General features: G+C 55.8%; 19 protein-coding genes and 2 pseudogenes. 17 read left to right on the top strand and 4 right to left on the bottom strand.

The window, feature by feature from the left end; translation table 11 throughout:
- Positions 1–37 precede the first annotated feature (37 nt).
- The 6 genes and pseudogenes from ACODR6_RS31485 to ACODR6_RS31460 all read left to right on the top strand — a co-directional run.
- A pseudogene (locus ACODR6_RS31485) lies at positions 38–301 on the top strand (alpha-hydroxy-acid oxidizing protein); the annotation flags it as partial.
- 300 nt (positions 302–601) lie between these two features.
- Positions 602–2,371, top strand: coding sequence for a cytochrome c biogenesis protein DipZ (locus ACODR6_RS31480; protein ID WP_489026450.1), 1,770 nt, complete (start codon positions 602–604; stop codon positions 2,369–2,371).
- An 88-nt stretch (positions 2,372–2,459) separates the two neighbouring features.
- A complete protein-coding gene (locus ACODR6_RS31475) occupies positions 2,460–3,167 on the top strand; it encodes a cytochrome P460 family protein (protein WP_489026486.1) in 708 nt (235 codons plus the stop codon).
- 293 nt (positions 3,168–3,460) lie between these two features.
- Complete coding sequence (locus tag ACODR6_RS31470; RefSeq protein ID WP_489026448.1) at positions 3,461–3,877, top strand: organic hydroperoxide resistance protein; 417 nt, start codon at positions 3,461–3,463, stop codon at positions 3,875–3,877.
- 215 nt (positions 3,878–4,092) lie between these two features.
- Positions 4,093–4,725 (top strand): maleylacetoacetate isomerase, encoded by a 633-nt coding sequence (maiA, locus tag ACODR6_RS31465; protein WP_489026446.1) that lies wholly within the window; start codon positions 4,093–4,095, stop codon positions 4,723–4,725.
- 1,104 nt (positions 4,726–5,829) lie between these two features.
- On the top strand, positions 5,830–6,657 hold the full coding sequence (locus tag ACODR6_RS31460; RefSeq protein WP_489026445.1) for a glycosyltransferase family 4 protein: 828 nt from the start codon (positions 5,830–5,832) through the stop codon (positions 6,655–6,657).
- A gap of 38 nt (positions 6,658–6,695) precedes the next feature.
- On the opposite strand, the gene ACODR6_RS31455 is transcribed toward ACODR6_RS31460, so the two are convergent.
- The gene (locus ACODR6_RS31455; protein ID WP_489026444.1) at positions 6,696–7,820 is read right to left on the bottom strand and encodes an O-antigen ligase family protein; all 1,125 of its coding nucleotides are present in this window, start codon (positions 7,818–7,820) and stop codon (positions 6,696–6,698) included.
- Positions 7,821–8,807: 987 nt separating this feature from the next.
- On the opposite strand from ACODR6_RS31455, the gene ACODR6_RS31450 reads away from it, so the two are divergent.
- From ACODR6_RS31450 to ACODR6_RS31405, 10 genes are all read left to right on the top strand, one after another.
- Positions 8,808–9,509 carry a redoxin domain-containing protein gene (locus ACODR6_RS31450; protein ID WP_489026442.1) on the top strand — a complete coding sequence of 234 codons (702 nt, stop codon included), beginning with the start codon at positions 8,808–8,810 and terminating at the stop codon, positions 9,507–9,509.
- 250 nt (positions 9,510–9,759) lie between these two features.
- On the top strand, positions 9,760–10,926 hold the full coding sequence (locus tag ACODR6_RS31445; RefSeq protein WP_489026440.1) for an IS110-like element ISRel9 family transposase: 1,167 nt from the start codon (positions 9,760–9,762) through the stop codon (positions 10,924–10,926).
- A 568-nt stretch (positions 10,927–11,494) separates the two neighbouring features.
- Complete coding sequence (locus tag ACODR6_RS31440; protein WP_489026438.1) at positions 11,495–12,394, top strand: fructose bisphosphate aldolase; 900 nt, start codon at positions 11,495–11,497, stop codon at positions 12,392–12,394.
- A 144-nt stretch (positions 12,395–12,538) separates the two neighbouring features.
- On the top strand, positions 12,539–12,973 hold the full coding sequence (locus ACODR6_RS31435) for a hypothetical protein (RefSeq protein ID WP_489026436.1): 435 nt from the start codon (positions 12,539–12,541) through the stop codon (positions 12,971–12,973).
- 389 nt (positions 12,974–13,362) lie between these two features.
- Positions 13,363–15,471 (top strand): putative bifunctional diguanylate cyclase/phosphodiesterase, encoded by a 2,109-nt coding sequence (locus ACODR6_RS31430; RefSeq protein WP_489026434.1) that lies wholly within the window; start codon positions 13,363–13,365, stop codon positions 15,469–15,471.
- A gap of 465 nt (positions 15,472–15,936) precedes the next feature.
- The gene (gene msrA / locus ACODR6_RS31425) at positions 15,937–16,407 is read left to right on the top strand and encodes a peptide-methionine (S)-S-oxide reductase MsrA (RefSeq protein WP_489026433.1); all 471 of its coding nucleotides are present in this window, start codon (positions 15,937–15,939) and stop codon (positions 16,405–16,407) included.
- A 14-nt stretch (positions 16,408–16,421) separates the two neighbouring features.
- Entirely contained in the window at positions 16,422–18,011 is a 1,590-nt protein-coding gene (locus ACODR6_RS31420) for an ABC transporter substrate-binding protein (protein WP_489026431.1), read from the top strand.
- 774 nt (positions 18,012–18,785) lie between these two features.
- The gene (locus ACODR6_RS31415) at positions 18,786–19,073 is read left to right on the top strand and encodes a GNAT family N-acetyltransferase (protein ID WP_489026484.1); all 288 of its coding nucleotides are present in this window, start codon (positions 18,786–18,788) and stop codon (positions 19,071–19,073) included.
- An 871-nt stretch (positions 19,074–19,944) separates the two neighbouring features.
- Positions 19,945–20,310 (top strand): hypothetical protein, encoded by a 366-nt coding sequence (locus ACODR6_RS31410; protein WP_489026429.1) that lies wholly within the window; start codon positions 19,945–19,947, stop codon positions 20,308–20,310.
- A gap of 92 nt (positions 20,311–20,402) precedes the next feature.
- The gene (locus tag ACODR6_RS31405; RefSeq protein WP_489026427.1) at positions 20,403–21,149 is read left to right on the top strand and encodes a metallophosphoesterase; all 747 of its coding nucleotides are present in this window, start codon (positions 20,403–20,405) and stop codon (positions 21,147–21,149) included.
- Between the two features lie 115 nt (positions 21,150–21,264).
- Here ACODR6_RS31405 and ACODR6_RS31400 read toward each other — a convergent pair whose 3' ends face one another.
- Positions 21,265–22,233, bottom strand: coding sequence for a hypothetical protein (locus ACODR6_RS31400; RefSeq protein WP_489026426.1), 969 nt, complete (start codon positions 22,231–22,233; stop codon positions 21,265–21,267).
- A gap of 48 nt (positions 22,234–22,281) precedes the next feature.
- Here ACODR6_RS31400 and ACODR6_RS31395 point away from each other — a divergent pair, with 48 nt between their 5' ends.
- Positions 22,282–22,659, top strand: coding sequence for a hypothetical protein (locus tag ACODR6_RS31395; RefSeq protein ID WP_489026424.1), 378 nt, complete (start codon positions 22,282–22,284; stop codon positions 22,657–22,659).
- A gap of 199 nt (positions 22,660–22,858) precedes the next feature.
- Here the strand turns inward: ACODR6_RS31395 and ACODR6_RS31390 are convergent, their stop codons facing one another.
- Positions 22,859–23,221: a hypothetical protein gene (locus ACODR6_RS31390; RefSeq protein ID WP_489026422.1), complete on the bottom strand. Its 363-nt coding sequence runs from the start codon at positions 23,219–23,221 to the stop codon at positions 22,859–22,861.
- 94 nt (positions 23,222–23,315) lie between these two features.
- Positions 23,316–23,699 (bottom strand): annotated as a pseudogene (locus ACODR6_RS31385) (transposase); the annotation flags it as partial.
- Positions 23,700–23,841 lie beyond the last annotated feature (142 nt).

The raw sequence follows: 23,841 nt of genomic DNA, 5'->3' as shown, positions 1-23,841 counted from the left end.
TACGGATTGCCAAAACTTCCACGACTTCCGCCGCCTCGAGATCGTCGATGCCGTCGGCGACAAGATCGACGTGATGATCGATGGCGGCGTGTAGCGTGGCACGCATGTAATGAAGGCGCTGTCGCTCGGTGCCAAGGCGGTTGGCCTCGGCCGCTACTATCTATTTCCGCTCGCCGGCGCGGGTCAGGCAGGTGTCGAGCGCGCGCCGACGCTGATGCATGCGGAACTCGAGCGCGGTATGAAGCTGATGGGTTGCTCGTCCGTCGATCAGCTCACCCGGGCGAACGTCCGCTTCCGCTAAACGGACCGGGTATTCGTCTCAAAACGGTTTCAGGCGTCCATATCCAGCTCGCCCCACCCTTATCGGCGTGCTTAAAGTGGCGGCTATTAGGCTTTCAATATGGCATACCGCGTGTCCTGCAGCCAGTAGACGTCTTCTCTGCGCCCGCCGAGCGGTATGCAAAACTCCCTGACGGCCCCCAGCACCAATACACTGCGGTACATATATGCGCTATTGCGGACATATCCGAGATACGTCGCACCCTCAGTTTGGCCCCATCGCTGGCAGATGCCACGGCCAACCCGCAGAGGAACCGCGACCATGACGCTTCTCATCATTGCCTATCTCGGAGGCGCGCTGACGATCCTCAGCCCGTGTATCCTGCCCATCCTCCCCTTCGTCTTCGCCCGCGCCGGACAGCCGTTCCTCAGGAGCACGTTGCCGATGCTGGCAGGCATGGCGGCAACCTTTGCGCTGGTGGCTACATTGGCGGCCGTCGGCGGTAGCTGGGCCATCAATGCCAATGAATATGGCCGCCTTGCAGCGCTCCTCCTGCTTGCACTCTTCGGCATCAGCCTGCTGTTTTCCCGCGTCGCCAGCGGGCTGTCACACCCACTCGTCGTTTTCGGCAACAGGCTGCTAAATGCCTCAGGCAACGGGCGCGCTTCGCCGTCTGCTGCGAGCGCTCTTCTGCTCGGCATTGCCACGGGCCTGCTCTGGGCACCCTGCGCCGGTCCGATCCTCGGCCTGGTGCTGACAGGCGCGGCACTTCAGGGCGCTAATCTGCAGACGACCTTCCTGTTGCTTGCCTATGCGGCCGGTGCCGCGACGTCGCTGGCAACCGCATTGCTCGTCGGCGGCCGGGTATTTGCTGCGATGAAACGGTCGCTCGGCGTCAGCGAGCGGCTGCGCCAGGCGCTCGGAGTGGCCGTGCTCGCCGGCGTAACCGTGATTGCTCTTGGCCTTGATACCAGCCTGCTCTCCCGCTTCTCCTATGCCAGCACCACCTCGCTCGAACAGGCTGTGCTTGACCGACTGCACGTCAAGCCCGGCGATGGCGAGTTGGCCCGCAACCGTGCTATGATCGATACGGTCTCCGACACCAAGCCGCCGTTCAAGAGCGATCTTCCGGTCGAAGGCCTGGCACCGTCTCTCGACGGCGCGGTCGAGTGGCTGAATTCGCCGCCGCTGACGGCGGAGGCTTTGCGCGGCAAGGTCGTGCTCGTCGACTTCTGGACTTATTCCTGCATCAACTGCATTCGCACCACACCTTACGTCCGGGCCTGGGCCGAGAAATATGCAGACAAGGGTCTCGTGGTCATCGGCGTCCATACGCCGGAATTCGCCTTCGAGAAGAACGTCGACAATATCCGCAAGGCAGTCTCGGATTTCGGCATCAAGTATCCCGTGGCCGTCGACAACGATTACAGCATCTGGCGCGCCTTCCAGAACAACTACTGGCCTGCCCACTATCTGATCGATGCCAGTGGCAAGATCCGATACAACACCTTCGGCGAAGGCAATTACCGCCAGACCGAAGAGGCGATCCAGAGTTTGCTACGTGAGGCCGGCAGCCAAATCGATTCAGGTTCCTCCGTCAAACCGGACGCCACAGGGGCAGAAGCGAAGCCGGACCTGCAGCACATCCGCTCTGGGGAAACATATATCGGCTACCAGCAGGCATCGAACTTCGCGTCCCCCGGCGGCTTCGCGTCGGATACCTCTCGTGTTTACAGTACAAGCTCGCTGGATTTAAATGAATGGGGCCTTTCGGGTCGCTGGACCGTGGGTCCCGAAGCCGCCAGCCTAGATGCCGCTGGCGGTGGCATCGCCTACCATTTTAGTGCCCGTGACCTCCATCTTGTCCTCGGACCCACAGCAGACGGGAAGCCTGTTCGTTTCCAGGTCACCATTGATGGTAAGCCGCCGGGTAAAGATCACGGCACAGATACCGACGAGAACGGCAAAGGCACGGTAACTACTACAAAGCTCTACCAACTGGTCCGCCAGTCTGGCGACGTCAAAGCCCGGAGGTTCGAAATCCGCTTTCTCGATGCCGGTGTCGAAGCCTATGCCTTCACCTTCGGGTGAAGGCCGCCGAGTTGCTTGACGCGTTAGGATATCTGCCGTGCTCGCTTGTGATCTGGGAGGCGTTTAACAGAACGGGCATTGTATCGTGATGTACGAAAACGGTCTCGGGTCGACGTTTGTTACAATTCTCCCGGAGCTGGACATATCCGAGACACTTCTGGACGATAGCAAAGCAGCCACCCAAGTGGTTATCGTGGCGGAGATTTCCAACCGTTCTGCCCCAGAAGAGAGTGATGAGCTCGCCAGCCAGTGTTGCAGGAAGGAACATAAGATGCGCGCTATTATCGGAATTTTCGGGATGGCTCTCGGTGTTGCCGCAGTCGGGATGTCAATAACGGAAGTCGAAGGACAGGCCAGCAATGTGTCTCCCATATTCGGCGTCAGTCTTCCGGAAGGATACCGTGATTGGAAGTTGATCACCGTTGCGCATGAAGCCGGAAAAAACAACGACATCCGTGCCGTTCTCGGAAACGAGATCGCGGTGAAGGCATTTCGAGAGGGCATCCGTCCCTTTCCGGACGGCGCGGTTATCGCCCGTTTGGCATATGTGTTCAAATCATCGCCTGAAAACGACGCGGTATTTCCAGCGCCGCAATCATTTGTGGCAGGCGACCCCACCAATGTGCAGGTAAGCGTCAAGGACTCGAAGAAGTACGCCGCAACCGGCGGATGGGGCTACGGGCAATTCGAAGGCGGAATCGCAAATCAAAGCGATAAGGTCGTACAGTCTTGCTTCGCATGCCACACGAAGCTGGATCGGTCGAAGGACTTCGTCTTCAGTCACTACTCTCAGTGACAGCTCCGGGGTCGTGCGCACAGGTCCGAAATCGCTTTTTTTTCGAACGATTCGGCCAAGGTTAGAGTCGCACCAAACGCTTCAGGTTGCGCTGTCGAAGCACGCCGCTGACCAAATCCAGTGGGTCTAGGTCTCGAACCGCTCTCATCGAGCGCTAACGAGTCGTGAGGCAACGCACAGCTACAAAGCGATACAAATCACGGATTTACTGAAACATTCCCGATACTTGAAGTCATCAACATTGCACCCGTCAGCCATGCCGCAAAAGCGGCGACAAGGAGAAGGTCAAGACAATGAATTCGATTGAAAAAGTCCTTTACACAGGCAAGACACACACCACAGGTGGACGCCAGGGGAAGGCTCAGAGCGACGATGGGGCGCTGGACATCCAGCTGTCTCCGCCGGGCAGTGGGCGCGAAGGCACAAATCCTGAACAGCTTTTCGCCGCAGGATGGTCCGCCTGTTTTCTTGGCGCGCTCGGGATTGCTGCCTCCAAACGTAAGGTCGCGCTGCCGGCCGACACTGCGGTTGATGCCGAGGTAGATCTGGGAACCACTGACGGCGCTTTCTTCCTGCAGGCAAGACTTAACGTGACTGTTCCCGGGGTTGAGGCAGAATTGGCGCGTGTCTTGGTCGAGGAGGCACATGCGACCTGCCCCTATTCCAAAGCGACCCGCGGCAATATCAACGTCACATTAAACGTAGTCTAACCCCTAGAGTCAACGGAGCGAGCCTGTTTGCTCGCTCCCGAAGGAGTTCATATGAAATCTGTAGTCATTTTGTTTCTCGTTGCAACAGTCGTGGCCGCTCCATGCGTCTATGACTACGCATCGACGGAGCCATCCGCTCTTTTCGGTCTGCTTTCGGCAACAGAATCGATTGTCGAATAGCCGTCGGAAAGATTGCAATCTTCTTGGAGGAAAACATGAAACTATATTTGAATGAAATGTCCTCCGCGAGCTCCCGCGTGAGGATTGCACTCGCGCTGAAGGGGATCAGTGTCGAAACTCAGTCCATCGGGATATTTGGATCCGAGGCAGAGAGCCGACAGGCGGCCTATCGGGAAATCAATCCTCAGGGCTTGGTTCCGGCTCTCGATACCGGCACGTTGCTCATCACACAGTCGCTGGCAATTGTGGAATACCTGAACGAGCTCACGCCGGAACCAGACTTGCTTCCGAGCGATATCGCCAGACGGGGATTGGCGCGTTCGATCGCGATGATCATCGCATCGGAGATCCACGCACTTGTACCTCCGCGAGTCGCGCTGCATTTGAAATCGACCTTCGATGCCACGCCTGAAGCTTTGAAGCAGTGGACCATGCACTGGGTCAGTGAAGGTTTCACCGCGATCGAGGGAATTCTTCAGGCAAGTCGCAGTGGATATCTGGCACTTGGTGACGCCCCTACGATTGCGGATGTATTTCTGTTTCCGCAGGCAGTCGGGGCCAGACGTCTCGGCATCGAGCTGTCGCGTTGGCCTACCATCGCCGAAGTTTTCGAAAGGCTTGAAGCGATACCGTCGTTCGCGAGCAACGCGCCTGCCCCGCGCAACTAATCGACCCTGCTTATACCAACTGTGGCCGACTCGTCGGATCCCGCACACATGCGAGGGCGATCTTAATCATGAAGTCGAGGTGGTAATGTTTGTGATATCCATAATGGACGAAGGCTCGGAACGAAATTTTCTCGCGACAGCCCTGAAGCTCACCGAGGAATTCGTACTCGTCACCATCTGCGGGAAGGCCCGTTGCTTCCATACACGCGATATTATCGACATCATAGCTGTCGAACCGCAGCCAACGGCTGTTCCAGAGGCCGGCGGGCTAACGCATAATTACATGACACTGCACTAAAATCGCGTCCTTGTCCCTCCGCCGAGTGCTCACGTTTGCATTCCAGTCGGTCTACCGTCGCTTCCTTGACATTCGAAACCGGCAGCGCCACCGCACCTTGATCGCTCCGTGCATCGCTGTCTCTTTCACATCCTCACACGGCACGCCTGTGTCCGGCAGCATAGTTGTGGTCGACGCATGTGTTGGTAGGCAGCCTGCCAACCAGGGCAACAAGGCGGGTCTAAGGCTCGCCGCACCCGCCATTTCCTCAGGACTTTAAGCAGACCCACCGCCAGGAAGCGCTGTCAAATAGACGCGCTCATATTCCGGCTCTTCGGGATTCGGGTTGGAACACCTCAGGGAACGGCCGCTGGGGCGCTGGCAGGCCGCTACGCGCTACACGCGGACCATCAACGGATGGTTCGCATTTCAAATGAAACACTGTCGGATGTATTTCAAACGATAGCGCAACGCTACGACACTTCAGTGGGCTGCATCTCATCAGAAGGGTCATCCGATTGCAGTCGCTCTCAATCCTTGCACCAACCAGATATCCTCACCAATTCAATTCACCCCGCTCGTCGGTACATAAGATAAACCGGCGGTCTTTTGTCCCGTTCAATTACCTACATCCTCGTCTAGATGGCTTGACGTTCTTCAATCCATTGCCACTGGCACGCTTCGACCTCGTTCACGCATTCAACCGGATTCCGGTTGGATCCCTTCCCTACGTGATTGGGTTCGAGTCCCACCTCCCTCGAGTCTTCGGCTTGGAGAACAGCGGGTATCATAGGTTGCTCCGGGCCTCATTGACTAGCGAGCGGTGCGTGGGGATTGTAGCGATATCAGAGCACGCAAAGCGTATATTCCTCGCCACCAACAAGGAAACGCCTGAATATGACACTCTGGCGCAAAAACTACACGTCCGTTATCCCAACATGCCCATTGCCGTCCGAGAAGACGTGCATCGACCGGCGGCGAACAAGCTGACCCGCGTCGTATTCGTCGGGAACCATTTTGGACGCAAGGGCGGGTGTGTCGCGGTGCGATTGGCAGAACTCGCCATCAAGAACGGCACGCCTCTCGCAGTGGATATAGTATCGACTTTGGAGACAGGCCCCGCCTCCTGGACCGATCCCCTTTCAACCGACTACTTCGACGAATACACTCGACTTCTCAGGTTGCCAAACGTGCGCCACTTCAGCGGCCTATCAAACCATACAGTACTCAGCCTGTTAAATCGGGCACATTTCGTTTTGTTGCCAACCTTCTCAGACACCTTTGGATATAGCGCGATAGAGGCGATGGCGAACTATGTGCCGGTGATCGCAACCAATCAGGGCGCATTACCGGAGTTCATTCGCGACGGGGAAAACGGCATCCTACTTGATCTTGCGACTACGAAGTTCGGTGAGTGGATACATATAAATGCGGATCGAAGCTCTGCACGATTCGCTGTCACCCACCGGGACGAGGTCAACCGTCTGGCCGAGATGGCCGCCAAGAGGATATGGGACACCCTGTCCGATCAAGCCAATTACCTGAGAATGAGGCAGTCGGCATACGACACTGCGTGTCGCATGTTCTCTTCTGAAGACGCAACCCGCTACTGGGACACGTTCTACTGGAATGTGTCCTCCAAGAGATCAATTTGATACGGGACGCTATCCAGGACAGCGCGCTCACCTTTCTTTTAGAAAGTCGAGCGTTCGTCCTCGGCATCGAGGCCGGTTGGCGATAGCGAGATTTGATTGTAGTCAGCGATCTTGAACGAGGCCGCACCCGCCATGAAGTAGAGCAGGAACGATCCGATCTGGTAGGGGAAAATTACATCCACTTCAACGAAGGATCGCACGAACAGCATCAAAACAACGCCTGACGCTACAAGTGGATCTCTGTAAAACGGATTTACCAGCGATCGCCTAAGATGTGTTGTCAGCGTAACGAGAAACAGACCTGCCAGCAAAAGTAGACCGACTACCCCATTCTCAACCAAACACTCGACATAAGTGTTGTGAAAGTGGAAGCCGTTTCGAGATCCGATTCCGAACTCACTCCATAACCTCTCCGCTTCTGAGAGGCCCTGCACCCAGTATGCTTGATAACCTACCCCAAGAAGAGGATGCCGAAGCGCCTCCTCTATGCCTTGCTGCCAGAGATAGGTCCTTCCCGTCAAAGTGATGTCCTTGCCGAACAAGGCCAGTATGGGTGCAGCGGCATCGCCTGCCCCGACCGCCAAAAACAGCATCATCGCGGTAAGAGCAAAGATGCATAATATTGACAGCCGCGCAGTCGGCGAAAAGCGCAGAAATAGCTGCCAAAGAATGCTCCAAGCGATCACCAACGTAGCGGTCAGCATCGCGGTCGCAGAATCGGAAATGCTCAAGCAATAGATCGCGAGCGCGGCAGTGAAAATGGAGAGAAGCGCGAAGAGCGCACCTGGGCGATAGAATGCCAACATCACGTAAGAGAAATATAGGCCTATTGACGCGTAAAGACCTACTTGGTTTTTGGAAGAAAAGGCACCTACGAAACTTCCCGTGCCGGTGAATGGGTCATAATCGTAACCGTTGGTACTTAACGAGTACGAGAGGAGCAGCGCGCTCCCCACAACAATTCCCCTGCTTAACGTCGAAAAACTGACCACACGCATAGCGATCAGGGCACACATTATTTGGCTAAGATATTGCACCGCTGAACGTGCAGAAACGCCTGGCGCGTCAGACCAGAAGACGCTTAGCGCGCAAAGTCCTGCAAACGCATAAATCCAGACCAGACGCGAGTAACTACCAAGTACCCGTCGGTAGGAGATGGCCACAAGACTCAGCCAAACCCAATAGAACATTAGAATCGAAGCCGGTCCTATTAAGCTCGAATACGCGAAGACCACCAGTGAACATGCAACTGCGATCACACCGTAAATTCGGTTAGAATCAGGACAAACAAGGAAGTCTTTCCGAATCTTCACATCGCCCCCTTCGGTTCGCGGGTGTGTCGCGATCACGGACTTCAGGGTGGTAGGTGCTCTATGTTTCGGTGGATTGAATGCCGATGAACAAATGGCTACATTTGCAATTGTTCGGATGCCACAGAGCCTGACTCACTTGAACACCCATAGCTCTTTGGGCCCAGCAAACGCCCACTGGTGGCCGAGGCCTTCGACATGCTCAAGGTCGGCGGGACCCGGCCAATGGTGCGGCAACGGGTTCAAACTGATACCCATGCGGCAACAAGCGATCTAGCAACACCCGCGCGGACGCTAAACAACCCAAATTGGCTTCTTTTTAAATTGGGCATCGCGCGATACGCATGTCGTTGATTTGTTGCTGGGAAATAAGCTGTATGAAGACCATACGCCGTGCACTGGCCACCGTCGATGAATGGGGCCGCTTTCCTCTATCAGATTTGGACGACATGAACGTTGTTCTCCCCGGCCTGCAGCAAGCCTGGGAGTTAGACTTCGTGACTGAGGACAGCAGCGGCTTTGATTGCGGGATGTCATTTACTCTCACGAAATCGGGGCGGGAGTATCTCTGTGGACGTCAGCCATCCGCAGCGAGGAACAGAACTGACAAACTGGGGCAGGCCTTAAAAGCTTGGCTGGCTTTTAAGCTCCGATAGTCGGCTCGGTGTATCATCCTGACAGCGTGATCGTCGGTCGCCGTAGCACAACACTGCGATACATCTCCGCACCATTTTGAACACACTACGGATACTTGGCGGGCGTAAATAAGTTTCCGGATCGACCACTGACAACCACATCGGTCCGGGCGCTATGCGAGCCAGCAGTACGGAAGGTGCGAAGATGACTGTGAAGACCACAATGTTGATGGGGGTTGCCGTATTCGCAATGATAGCCGGGGCTAAGGCAGTCCTGCCGGAAACATTTGGCCCGGTCCCATTCTATTCCGACATTTCGGCAAGCAAACAGATCTCGCGATCGCCGCTGGAACCGGGCACCGTAGTAGTCCCGGTGTCGGTCCCGGGGATCGGGTCGTTGCCGGCGCTTGGAAGGCTGCCCTCATTTGATGGTGCCACGGGTTGGCTGAACTCCTCTCCCATCACTCCCAACGCGCTCAAGGGAAAGGTCGTTCTGGTGAACTTTTGGACGTTCGCTTGCGGCGATTGCGTCGGTGCGTTGCCGACAATTGGCGGTTGGGCAAAGACCTACGAAAAGGACGGTTTGGTTGTCGTCGGTGTCCATTCACCTGAGTTCGCCTTCGAGAAGAAGGAGTCCGGCCTCGAACGCGCGGTCGCCAGCTACGACGTTGAGTATCCGGTCGCCATCGACAATAATTTTTCGATCTGGAAGGCTTTCGAAAACGTCTACTGGCCGGAGCAGTACTTAGTCGATGCGAACGGCGTCGTCCGATACCATCATTTCGGCGCGGGAGACTACAACACAACGCAGGCCGCTATCGAAGCGCTGCTGAAGTCGAAAGACAGTCACCAGGTTCCTTCGGGTTCATCTTCCACGGGCAGTGCCGCGGCGTTAAAAGACGGGTGATTGTTGAGCACACTTGTCAGCCAAGAGATCGCCTACCATCCGCCAGTTGCCCGGGAACCATGCGCTAACGCTCCCAGGTCCACTACTTCCCGAAACGGCATTTGAACGTGTATACGGCTCCGTTATTACGGCAACGAAACACGCGGTTTCATCCGAATACGACGGCTTTAGATCCCATGAGGAGTGAACAGCGGCCGCCGCTCTGGCAGAGTGAGGTTGCATCAAAACACTCGCTCAGGAGGAGCAGTTTATGGAACCTGCATCCATTCATCCGACCGCTGTCCGCATTGATCTTGGCGCAATTTTTGTATCATTGGAACTGAGCCGATCGACCTGGTTGATCACTTCGTTGTCGCCGGGCAGTGGCGAGAAGATGTCGAAGCACGTAGTGGCCGGTGGCAATATAGCCGAGCTACTGGATCGATTTGAGCAGCTACAACAAAAGGCGCGGTTGAGAACAGGGAAGTTATTTCCCATCGTGACGATCCAAGAGGCAGGATTGGACGGCTTCTGGATACACCGCGTGCTGGAGAGTTACGGCATCGAGAGTTACGTCGTCGACGCAGCTTCGATCGCGACTTCCCGTCGACGTCGGCGTGCCAAGACCGACAAGATCGATGGAGAGGCTCTGACGCGCACATTGCTTGCGTTCAAGCGCGGCGAGCCTCGCGTCTGTGCGATGGTCAGAGCGCCAGATCCGAAGGACGAAGATCGGCGTCGGATTTGCAGGGAACGTAAAGTTTTGATTGCTGAGCGGGTCAGGCATGTCAATCGCGTGAAGGGGCTACTCTTCGCTCAAGGCGTCAGCGGCTATCAACCGCTCCGTAAGGATCGCCGTCAGCGGCTAGAGGAACTCCAGACCGGAGATGGGCGCGAGTTACCGAAACACCTGAAGGCTCAAATCAATCGCGAACTCGACCGTCTCGAGTTGCTGCTAGAGCAGATCGCTGCAGTGGAGAGCGAGCGTAATGCTCTCCTATCGATGGACGAGCAGCCAGCGGTTGAGGCAACCTCGCCCGCAGCGATGCTGCTGTCCTTGAAGGGCGTTGGCGCTGAATTTGCCGCCGTTCTTTGGACCGAAGCCCTGTCCCGGCATTTTGATAATCGGCGGCAGATTGCCGCCTATGCAGGTTTGACACCAACCCCATGGATGAGCGGGACCATCGACCACGAACAGGGTGTCTCAAAGGCAGGAAACCCTCGGCTGCGCACCACGATGATCCAACTGTCTTGGTTGTGGCTACGCAATCAGCCAGCATCAGCGCTTAGCCGTTGGTTTGTGGATCGGGTTCAGTCGAATGGTGGACGCTTAAAGAAAGCCGCGATAGTGGCCCTGGCGCGCAAACTCCTTATCGCGCTGTGGAAGTTTGTCACTGCGGGTGTTGTCATCGATGGGGCTGTCATGAAGACCGCCTGACGACCCAAAAGATTGCCGAATACACAAATCTTCCAGGACTGATCACTCCAGGCGGATCCAGGTGAGCGAACCGCCTCAAAGTCGGGCTTTAAATGCCGCGCTTTAGATTGGTCCCGTTCTCCTGAGCCTTGCCGCTACGCAAGCGGGATAATGGTGCTGCCGGGCAAAACGGCGACCGTATGTGAGTTTGAACCGGTAACGGCAACGTGCCGCGTCATGCAAGGTGGCTCAGACCATGGGTTCGATACAAAATCGAAGGGGCAAGCTATGAAACTATGATTGAACTTGACGGCGAAATCCTCATGTGAGCCTTGGGGACGCCCTGGAAATGGTGGCGCGATCCGGACCGATCTGGCTCCGCACAGCTTGTAAGTACTAATGTCGGCCTACGATATCCTGGTTTTGATGCGTACCAAGCGGGAACCACGTGGATGAGTATTGCCGCCCCCCCCAATTTGGCTGTTGCGAGTCCGCAAGAAATAATGCGGGTCTCTTTTACCCGCAAGCGCAACGCACCGCTGGGGGCAGCACAACCAAACATCGCCCACCTGCGTAATGGAACCGAAACATGAAATCAAAGCTTGAAATGCTCAGGAGTATCAAGAGCGCGGATGGGATCTTGGCCGCGTTGGACCAGAGCGGTGGCTCAACGCGTAACGCTCTGCGCAACTATGGCATACGGGACGACGAATATCAGGACGATGAGCAGATGCATCAACTGATGCACGAGATGCGTCTCCGAATAATGAAATCCAGCACATTCACGAGTCAACGTGTAATCGGAGCGATCCTGTTCGAGAGAACGATGAACAGCGAGGAGAACGGAAAGAGCTTGCCGGCGTTTCTTTGGGAGGATCGCGGCATCGTTCCGTTTCTCAAAATCGACGATGGCCTAGAGGCGCAAGCCGGCGGCATTCAATTACTAAAGCCGATTTCGGACTTGCGCGAGAGGCTCGGCCATGCGGCTAGCAGAGGCATCTTCGGAACGAAAATGCGCTCATTTATCGCCGAAGCAAATCCTGAAGGGATCAGAGCCGTCGTGAACCAGCAATTCGAATTGGCCCGTGAGATTCTCGCTGGAGGCCTGATACCGATTGTCGAACCGGAGGTGTCGATCAATGCTACGGCAAAGATCGATGCAGAGCTCATTCTGCGTGAGGAGATCAGTCGCCATCTCGATACCCTTCCCGACAACCAAGCCGTTGTTTTGAAGCTGACGATACCCGGTATCCCGAACTTCTACGGCTCACTCGCGTCGCATAGATCGGTTCTCCGCGTAGCAGCGCTTTCGGGTGGCTATAGACGACCCGATGCGTGCCATAGACTTTGGCTCAACAGCAACATGATCGCCAGCTTCTCGCGCGCGTTGATTGAAGATTTGCGGTTGGAAATGAGAGACGAAGAGTTCGACGCCAAGCTTCGCTCAGCGATCGACCAGATATTCAATGCCAGCGTTGAAAAACAGTAGCTGCATTTGCGACGCGCCGCTATTAGTGCAGGGCGATGATCGAAGCGCGTAAGTGCTGCAATCGCTGCTAGATCGATTCAGACCTGCTTTCCAATTTTTCGACGGATAGCAACAGTGACTGTAACATAAATGGGCTGGTACCTCATGTCCAAAATTGACCTGTTCGGTAAGCTGGAGTTGGATCCTAACTCCCTACTAATTGAGACGTTGGATGCCTTCCATACTGGTCTGGCCACGGGATCGGACTACCAAGAGTCGGCGTTGCGGGTAGGCGTTGAGACTGCTAAATGGAGTGCCGAGCAGAATCCAGACATTGCAGAGCGATACTGCAAAGAACCTGATTGGGCCCCGGGTGATTTGGCCGCGATGATGGTCATGCAGTGCGCGATCGCCTCCATCTCAAGTGGAGAATTTATGTCGGCACGCGGAGTACTCACCCAACAGGGCGAGGCGTTCAGGTTCGTCGCGGACGACTGTCTTCGCAGGTTAGTCCAGAGCGGGAGAATTACAGAGGAGATTGCAGACATCGAGCGGCGCGAGTTGGATGCCGAAATCGGAGACACGGAATCCAAAGGTTGAATCGAGGCGTCATATTCGTCAAATGATCGCCCTGCTTATTTGTCGCATTAGCCGTTACGCGCACGAGACTGCTCGCCATTGCCCGAAACCGATCGTATTTCACTGACGAAACTTGGGACCGGAATTCCACAGCAAGATTGATCGTGGCGGCAGAGCGACGATTTCCTAGCCCGCATTCAGGAAGGTGGTCCTAAGGATCACCGCCATCGCAAACCTGGTCGCCGTGTTGAGCGGCTGACAGGCGTCCGCGTCACCGCGGTTCCTATGTCGCCGCAGGGACCGAACAATTACCTTTGATACCCCCAATTATGAGGGTAAAAGACCTTCGAACCATTCACGGTTGCATAACGGTCTCAGAGTATTGTTGCACCGCTCAAGGAGTGCGAACGATGATCCGACTGCCGAAGTTTTCCAAGCATGCAGAGAGTGCAGAAATCCTGTCAGATGTCGGAGCGAGGCCACAAAACTCGGCCGCTCGACCAGATCTTGATTCCGGCTCGCTACTTGAGCGATACGAGCGCCTGGAAGCCCTCATCAATCACGTACCCGACTACATTTTCGTGAAGGACCTCGACGGGCGCTTCCTTTACGCAAACAGAGCGATCGTCGAACACAACGGATTCGAGGCTGTACATCAGATCATTGGCTTGACGGAGGCCGACATCCATCCAGCAGAGGCGGCAAATGCGATCGCGGAGGTCGAGCGGAGAGTGATCGAAAGCGGAAAGCCCGATTTGGGCATTGAGGAAAAGCGGATCCGAGGAGACGGATGGCTCACGATGTCGCGGGTGCCGCTCCGCGATCGTGCTGGGAACATCGTCGGAATAGTTGGAGCGTCTCGCGACATCACCGCCCGGAAGCGATCCGAACTTTTGATGCAAGCACAGGCGGCTCTTCTCCGTGACATCGCCCAAGGGATGAAACTGAGGAAACTGCTCAAGTCCGCACTGGCGCTTCTGGATAACCTTTTCCCCAATCGGAAGATCGCGCTGGAGCTGGCCGGGAGCAGCAGGGCGATGTCATGCGACACCCACATGATTCCGATCCCTTCGCGGCGGCGTGCCGACTTGCACGGCACGCTCCGTATAGAAGCACAGGCCCAAGACGATCTGGGCATAATGGAATTCTTCTCCGGTATCGGACAGACGCTGGGCATCGCGATCGACCGCGACGAGGATGCACAGCGAATTGCCTACCTCGCCGAGCGCGACCCACTGACCGGCCTGTTGAACAGGGACGCGCTGGACAAGCGGCTTGCCAAGGTGCTCAAGTGGGCAAAGTCTGAGGGTAAGACGCTTGCCGTGGCGTTTGTCGATCTCGACCATTTTAAGCTGGTGAACGACAGCCTGGGCCACGGCGCGGGCGATCAGTTGTTGAAGGTGATCGCCCAGCGCCTTACCACGGTTGTGGGCAGGGAAAGTCTGGTATCGAGGATCGGAGGAGACGAATTCATTGTCGTAATCACCGAAAACGAGCGCGATAAAATCGATACCGTCCAAGCGCTCAAGGCCGCTGTCTCACAGCCGTTATCACTTATGTCCACGGACTTGCATGTGACTTGTAGCATCGGGGTCGCGAGCTATCCGATGCACGGGGTCGACGCGGGCGAGCTTTTCGCTAACGCTGATATGGCGCTCTATCGAGCAAAAGAGCGCGGTCGCGACGCCGCGCAGATCTTCAACCCGGCCATCGCGCAAGAGGCGCGTTACAAATTGAAGCTGGTCGAAGACATGCGCGTCGCACTTGAGCGAGACGAGTTCTTGCTGCATTACCAACCTCAACTCTGCGTGTCCTCCGGCAAAATTGTGGGCGTGGAAGCCTTGGTGAGGTGGAAGCATCCAAAAAGAGGGATGATATTTCCCGGCGAATTCATCTCTGTGGCGGAAGAAACGGGCCTCATCCAAGGTATTGGTGAAAGTGTTCTCTCAAAGGCATGCAAACAAGCCAAGATCTGGCAAGACGCGGGTATCGGCCCGCTGACCGTAGCTGTGAACATGTCGGCAAGGCAATTCCGAGATGCCGCCGTAGTGGACACGGTTGCCGCAACGCTGGCAAGGGCCGACCTGGACCCACGATGGCTTGAGATCGAGATCACGGAAAGCATGATCATGCAGGACGCGGAGAGCGCGATCGCAAAAATGCTGGGGCTGACAAAGCTTGGAGTGTCACTGGCAATCGATGATTTCGGGACCGGCTTTTCTAGTCTGAGCGCGCTCAAGAAATTTCCGCTGAGCCGCATCAAGATCGACAAGTCATTCGTGCAGGATATTCCGGCCGATGCGGACGACATGGCGATAGTCACCGCGATTGTCGGGCTAGCCAAAACCCTGGGCCTTGAAATCGTCGCGGAAGGGGTTGAGACCGAAGGTCAGGCTGAATTCTTGAAATCGGTCGGCTGCGATACCTTTCAAGGCTACCTGTTTGCTCGCCCGGGAAGCCCGGAAGCCGTGGAAGATCTGATGCGAGGACAATCGCTATCTTCCGCTTGGGCCGCTTAGGTACCTGAGAAATCTCTGTCGCCGACCAAGTCTTGGTTGCGCGAGCGAGAGATCGCAAGATGGTTCGCGCGCTCCCGGGTGACACCAGCGCTGACGTTGCGTACCGAGGAGCACCAGGGGAACCTCGGTAATTTGCGTCCATCTCTACCGCGACCTTGCGGCGCATTTCATCGTACGACCAGAAGCACGACGGGAGACGTCGCCTGCAGCACCTGAGTAGCTGAAAGCCATCCTGTTGAGACAAGCTCACAGAGCTAACAACGCGGTGCAAGCCAGATACAATTTGTTACAAATCTCAGTGACTTACGTCTGAGGTCTAATTTCCCACATTCAGAGGATTTGCACGAAAAAAAGTTCGAAAGCGCAGCTTCACTGACAAATGGGTTTCTCCCAGGGAAACGCATCCACCGGTAAGACTTTCATAAGAAACCGGTGACATTGCTCCCGAGAACCAGGGGATTGAGATTGCAATTAAAACAAGCGACGTTCGGCGCAGGGTGCTTCTGGGGTGCGGAGGAATACTTTCGCGCAATCAGCGGAGTCGTCGATACTAGAGTGGGTCATGCCACGGGAACGGACGGATCGACATCGCCAGCGAGGATTGAAGTCGTTCAAATCGATTTCGATCCAGAAGCTGTCAGCTATCGAACGCTAATCGAGCTGTTCTGGAAAAGCCACGATCCAACGTCACTCGATCGGCAGGGTAGCGAGAGCGGCGAAGGGGTAAGGTCGGCGATCTTCGTGCACGATGATCACCAGGCGTTTGAAGCTGCCAAACACAAAGCGGAATTTGACTCCAGTTCGGACAAGCCGTCTGCCACTCAGATAATACGGTTTACCTTGCTCGAGCTCGCGGATGAGAAGCACCAGCGGTACGTTGAAAAGGGCGGGTGGCACACCTGCTCCATCCCGTCCGCCCTCACAACTAACGAATGAAAACGAGACGATTCATGAAAATTCTATTGCTGTCCACCGCCCTTGCGTTCTCAGCCGGAATGGCAGGCAACGCTTACTCGAAGAGCCTTGTCTATTGTTCCGAGGCAAGCCCTGAAGGATTCGACCCCGCCAGATATACGTCCGGCTCCACGTTTGATGCATCTTCCAAGGCAGTCTATAACCGCCTGGTGGAATATAAACGAGGCACTACCGATATCGTCCCTGCGCTCGCTGAGCGGTGGGAGATTTCGGACGACGGTAAGATATATACTTTCCACCTCCGCCCAGGCGTTAAGTTTCATAGCAACGAGAAATTCAGCCCGAGCCGCGATTTCAATGCGGATGACGTGGTATTCAGCTTTGAACGCCAGACGGGCAAAACGGAGTACTCGTCCTATGCCGCGGGAGCTAGCTGGTCGTACTTCAACGACGTGGGGTTGGCGAAGTCGCTCACGTCCGTAGAAAAGATTGACAACCTTACAGTTCGTTTCGTCCTGGACAAACCCAGCGCCCCTTTCCTCGGCCTGCTTGCTTTGGACTTCGCTTCTATTCTCTCCAAGGAATATGCCGACAAGCTGTCTGCATCCGGTTTGGTCGAAGAACTCAATCAAAATCCGATCGGCACCGGTCCCTTCGAGTTCAAGGCATATCAACAAGACGCAGCGATCCGTTACCAGGCCTTTGCAGAATACTGGCGTGGTAAGCAGCCGATCGACGACTTGGTCTTCGCCATAACTACGGACGCCTCGACGCGCATACAAAAGCTTAAAGCAGGCGAATGCCAGGTCGCCGTCTATCCAACGCCGGCAGATATCCCTGCCCTAAAGGCTGACCAATCGCTCCGCGTCCTGCAGCGGCCCGGCTTAAATGTTGGATATTTGGCTTTCAACACGTCTCAAAAGCCATTCGATGACGTCAAGGTTCGCCGTGCCATCACGCAAGCAGTTAACAAGCAGGCGATTATTGATGCAGTCTATCAAGGCAGTGGTGTTGCCGCCGAAAGCGTACTGCCACCAGATATGACTGGCTTTAATAAAGGCCTGAAGAGCATCGCGTACGATCCCGATGCAGCCCGGAAGGCATTGTCAGACCTTGGGCTTTCAGGAAGGAAGGTAACGCTTTGGGCTATGCCAGTTTCACGACCGTACAATCCTAACGGTCGCAGGACCGCCGAATTACTCCAGGCTGACTTGGCAAAGGTCGGCCTGATCGCCGAAGTCGTATCTTTCGAGTGGGGCGAATACCTCAAGCGTTCAAGTGATCCGAGCCACGATGGCGCCGTTCTGGCCGGCTGGACGGCGGACAACGGTGACGCGGACAGCTTCCTGACCCCGCTTCTTAGCTGCGGGTCTATCGGTGGCAACAACAAAGCGGCTTGGTGCAACAAGGAGTTCGACGCTCTTCTGGAAAAGGCCCGTGCCGAGGGAAATGCCGTCACCCGCAGCTCACTCTACGAAGAAGCCCAACAGATCGCCGCTGACGAGAGCCCCTGGATCCCGCTTGCCAACGGGCTGATTACCGTCGCTACATCGCCCAAGGTCACTGGATACCAGATCGAACCGTCAGATGCTCACCGCTTTGACGGTGTAGACATCGCGGAATAGCGGTTAGAGGTAGACGCGCATCGCCCGCACCGGCTGGCGATGCTAGCGCGGATGCCTATCGTTTCGACAACGATGAGGCGGAAAGGCGGATGCAGTAGTTCGGATTTTCGATGCGGCAGCCTTACGCTACACGATCCCACATTCAAATCCGAATCGACGGATATCGCATTGCAATGTAGCGCTCAGCCTCAGCATTCCTCGCAGGCGACGCAACAATTTGCCGTAGTCGTGCTTCTGGCCACTCGATGCTTCTGTCAAAGTCCTCCAGACCAGCCTCCAGTTCGGCTGCTCTGGACGGCACGAGTTTGATCAGGTGCTCAACCATCTTCCGCTGGGTGTATACAAAGCCGAACATTTCGCCTAGCTGCCGGGGAGCCCAAGGGGCCGAAGTAATAGTCCGAAGGATAGGAGGTTGCCGGTTGATCACCGGCGCATACAGGTAGCTGCCAAAGGCATAGCAGCGTTGCGATGATCAGCGTAAGCGGCGTTTTCTTCGCACGTTGACCAGGCGCTGTTAGATGTTCCGGGAGCCGCCGCCAACAAGGCGGCAATAAGAGTTATGACTTTGTCGTCAAATACTGATCTCTTTAGATGATGGACATCCCTGACCTCCCCCGCGACATTCGTTTCCGTCCGTTGATGGCGTCCGACCATGAGTTTTCTTACATGGTAAAGGTTGATGCTATGGGCCCACACATCAAGCGGCGTTGGGCGTGGGACGAGCAATTCCAGCGGGCATTCCATCAAGAGTAGCTACGTTCCAAGCCCTTCTCGCTGATCCTAGTAGGCGAAGACGCCGTAGGCACCGTCTCGCTAGAGCGACATCCGGGTCACATACAGTTTGGTGAATTTTATATACTTTCGGCGTATCGAGGGCGCGGGCTTGGGTCGCGCGTGTTGCGCCACTGCCTTTCGATTGCTGACCGTGAACATCTACCGGTGCATCTTGAACACTTGCTGTGGAACCCGGTTGGTTCTCTCTACCGCCGTTACGGCTTCATAGAAACATCGACTACAAGTATCCATTCTATATTGAAGCGACCATTTGGTGCGGCCGAATAAACGAGCCGATGACAGCAACAGAGCGGAAGCATGCGTCCCAGCGCCAAAAGTGGCCATTGCGAACAGGCCTGGCCCAATTACAATGGGCCCGACGCGGGATAGTCCGCCCACTTCACTAGAGCGCATACTCATAAGGACTTAATTGAAAGACCGCTATTTCTATAGGAAAATCATCAACATCGACGTCCTTTAGCTCACCCCGATGAAAATCGGTCTCGCCACCGCCGTCGCAATGACTGTCCTGTCGCTCAACCGTTGTTTGTCTTGAGCGCTTTGGCGTCTAACCGACTACCTGCCTAACGCTGAGCAGCGGCAAGATCGAAAGGGCGGAGGCTTCGATCAGAAACACCTCAATAACAATCATTCGCCTGGTTGCTTGCAATAGCTTGTTCGACTTTAGCATCGCCCGCCGACTGGATGCCTAAGATGCACGCGCCGCACGCACTACACCCCGAACGTTTTAAGACGCTGGTCGGCCGATCGCTCCGACGAGAATTCGCGCTGGAATTTACGTTGATATCAACGCCCCCATCCGAGAGTACCGACACTCTCGCTGAAATCCTCAAAGCACAGTCGAGAGTGGCCATCGGATACCTAGCTCTATCAAATGCCCCCGACGCTTCAGAAGAGCTTCCTGCGCTAAGCATGGACGAGGAGATGCGGCCGATCCTGCTCGATGCAATGACTGCTCTTATCCAGTCGATGGACCGCCTCGCGCGTAGCGCTTCCTGGCCTCGTGGTCACGCAAGCTCGCGGTTAGAAAGGTAAGCTGGAGCCCGGCCCTGAAGTCACTGAGGGAAGCAGCGATCTTCGGGCTTTCCAAACTAAAATCTTTATAGCTTAAGATTTTAGCTTCCCAGGAGACACATTCTTGTCACTCGATCCGCTACTGGCACCTCCAGCAAAAATGGAGACACGTGAAATGTCAGTGAAGGCCGTTACCCCGATCAATGTCCGCTCTACCAGAGGCTATAACGGGCTGATAACCGGAATTTTCCATGGATCTGACGACGAGGCACGCGGACGACGTCCAATTGAAGATGGACGCCCGGAAACCGAAATCTACCGCTTCGTGGGTCACTTGGACATTGAGGGCAGGAAGGTCGAAAAGGTCTGGAACCACCGGGGTGACGAGAAGGTGGATCCAGTTTTCGATCTTCTAATGACGCATGGCGACACCGCGGAGCAGCTCGCCATGCTGAAGCGGAAGTCCAACGAGATGCTCGGGAGAACCTGAGAGGACGGCTCTGCGCTGTCACGAGAAACGTGACAGCGCGAGGGCACGCCGTCCTTCATACGCGTAACTTCATCTTTAACATAAAGATTAGCATGACGATCTATGCCATTGGAGATATTCACGGCCGAGCTGATCTTCTTGCCCCTTTGATCGACACAATCGATCAAGAGGCATTGGCCCAGAATTCGGCGCCCACGATCATCTTCCTTGGCGACATTGTAGATCGCGGGCCAAATAGCTGTGAAGCAATGGATCTCGTTCTGAAGACACTTCACCGCCATCCCAGTTCGGAACTGATCCTGGGCAATCATGATTTTATGTTTCGTGAATTTGCGAGGGGAAGGTTGTCCGAGCCTGCAACTTTGAACTGGCTGTTTTCCCTGGGAGGTATGAAGACGATAGAGTCCTACCTCCCACAGAGGCCGTCTACTATCGACGCCATCCTCGATGAACTTGAACGGTTCGAGCCGCACTTCGCCGCATTGGAGAATGCCAAGCCGTTCGTGACCATCAATGGTTACCATTTCGTCCATGCAGGCGTTCGGCCTGGTGTACCGCTCGCCGATCAAAGCGAGAATGATCTGAGATGGATACGTGACGAGTTCTTGAGCTGGGAACTGCCGTTCGAGAAGATGATCGTGCACGGGCACACTCCCGTCGACGGCATCAGGCCCGAACTCCACTCAAATCGGCTCGCCGTGGATACGGCAGCGTATCAGTCAGGGATCCTGTCGGCTGCAATAATCGGCGATGGAGGCCCGTTGGACTATTTTAGCACACGGAAAGACGGAAGGTCATTTAGGGTGGATCGGCACGCCATGGCCGAGTTTGTTCGGTGATACCCACGGTGCCACACTCATCACAAATGACGGATAAATCCACGCCCAAGTTGGTGCATTATTAACCGGGCCGATCAGTCGTTCCTCGTAAATCGCTTCGCGTTTGTGATTTCGGCTATCCGGATTTTCGTGTGGATTCGTGTTCCAGAGAAGCACGCCCACATTGAACAAAACTCCGAACTGCTGCGTTCCGCTTCGGCGATGCTAGGGGTCGGAACAACAGTCCCGGTCGATGACGTCTGCGAAGGCGGACGACCGCATGCCCATCTGACGCGAGCGCCGGGGCATCGCTATCCCACCAGCCTTGCGGCCGGTCGGGATGCGGGCGGCGGTAGCCAATCTTCGCCGCTTTGATTGACCGATGGACGTCCTGCCACGACTTGAGTTCAGCGGGCAGTCTCCCATTCTTCCATAGACGGGAAACGCACCCTTCCTCATAGACCGGAAGGACGTCCTTTGCCTTGGCCAGTCGCGCTATTCCGCGCCTGGCAATTTCACACGCAGCCGCGCACGCATCTGGTGCGTCGAAGGCGATATTGCCGATGGTCGAGCTATACCCGCTCCAGACCTCGATCACTTGGATCCCGGCGAGCCGTGCTCGACGGGTCAGCATCTGGACGAAGATGGTCCTTGCCCAATAGTTCAAAAGCCGATTCAGCGATCTGTTCCTGCCGCTGGATCGCAGCTTCCCAAGCCCTTTCTCCACGACGATCGTTCCGCATCGGTGCTTGCGAGCCATACCGATGGCGCGATCCGCGACCGCCGCGAGCGTCTCGCGCCCCAGCTCGGGAGATGCATCAACCGGCAGGTCGAGCTTGACCAGCGCGTGTTCGAGTAGCGACGTAGCGGACAGACGAGACGGGTCGCCTATATTTTCGGCAACCGCCATGCCGATCCAGTTAGGGTTGAGGTCTATGCCCAAGTTTCGCCCGGCAAACGCTCGCACCGGCCGCCGGCGCTGAGGGTGATCGGGCAAATCCTGCGGATCGAACGTTATGCTGACGTGCGTATCACCAATGGCGTAACCGACGTTAATCCGGTCCTTCTCTTCGCTCTGGGCGCAGATCTCGGCCAGCTGGCGCATGATAGCGCCGCGATTGCCAGTCATTCGCGGCAGGTGCAGCAAGGCGGTATGAGTGAGAGTTTTACCGGACCGGCCGCCGCTTTCCTTTCGACCGATCTTCACCAGGACCGTCGTTTCGTCGATAAGGTGGACATTCTGGTTGCCGCGCTTCTTCTGGCGATCGCCATAGCTGACAAAGGGGTGCAGGCGCTTGCGTCGCCATCCTGTCGCGAGATCAAGCCTTTCTGGCGACGCTCAAGCTCAGCGCGGCTGCCGAAGACCAGCTTCCCGTCGGAGCGAAGCTTTCGCTTCGCTATGCCAACCCTCGTTGCACACTGCACTGCCCAGCTATCGAGAACGCCATCGCCGATCACCCGGGCTTTTACCTCATTTCGCAGCTCCATTTCCTTGCGCGGCGAGCCGTCGGCCGCGAGCGCGTTCGCATAGGCCAAGCGGATTGCTACCGACTGCAAACGTCGCAACTCATCGAGATAAGCAAGGTCCTCGGTGGAACAAGAAAATGGAACGGAAATTGTTTGCAAGGAAATCGGAGTAACGCGTCATCACGTAAATGAGACATCGAATTTCCTTGCCCTGTCAAACGCCGAATTGAAGAAGGCGCAACAACTCTTGCGTTTGTTGACCGCTAGGTCACCTTCAAAACCATTCCACACAAAAATCCGGATAGCCGATTTATCGTTCTTTGAATTGATGGACCGTCAATTCGAAGGAGACAGCCTACTCCGTTAGCTTCTTCGAGAATCTGATATTGCGCAATCTGACGTGCCGCGCTGAGTAAATATTCCGGTGGTGGCGAAGCCCGTTTAGTTAACCGCGCCACAAGCTCCGCAAAAACTAATTTCGCCTCGCTTACATCGCCGACGTCGATGCAGAACCGCAAAAGAGCGACCCCTACTGATAGCGAGCTAGCAACTGGAGGCTCGTCTGGACCGGCGTCGAATTCACAATCGAAAATAGTTTTAGATAATTTGCCCAAGACGTCGTCCAACAAACTGCGACTCCCTAATCTGCATCGCCGCATCCGTCGGCGCAAGCACCGCACGGTTCTCGCCAGCAAAATTCTCAGTGTAACGGCGCGTGAATCAATATAGCCTGTCGCCAGCCAGACCTTCACGCCAACAGGGACCGGGATCATCGGCGACCCAGCACGACAACGAGAATGCGGCCCAGCGCGTCCGTATCGATATCACTGTCCACGCGGACACGTCGGCCCCGGCCAAGTTCGATCGTGACATCACTGCGCTTCCGACGAGGATTGGATGGAGCAGGCAGTTTCGGTTGGACGGCAGGCACGGTATCGACCACGATCCCCGGCACCAGGGTGGTCGCCTTCTCGATGCTCTTCTCTTCGACCCGGCAAGCTCTTTGCGCCAACGGAAAAATTGGCTGACATGGATACCGGCCGCGCGAGCAATCTCGGAGATTATCACGCTTGGCTCAAAGCGGGCCGCAACGAGGCGCTCTTTGTCGTCCGGTGATCAGCGCCGACGGCGCTCCACAGAGGTGATCACCACAATCGGATGCTTCGTCATATAACTACTCCTAGTGTTACCACTAGCAGGCCGTTGAAAAAGGCGCTGGCACATATGCTGTTGTCGTGATTCACTC

It is taken from the genome of Rhizobium sp. FG96 (genome assembly GCF_057808655.1).
Note: the sequence above shows the minus strand (reverse complement) of the source record. Positions and strands in the feature narration are given on the sequence as shown.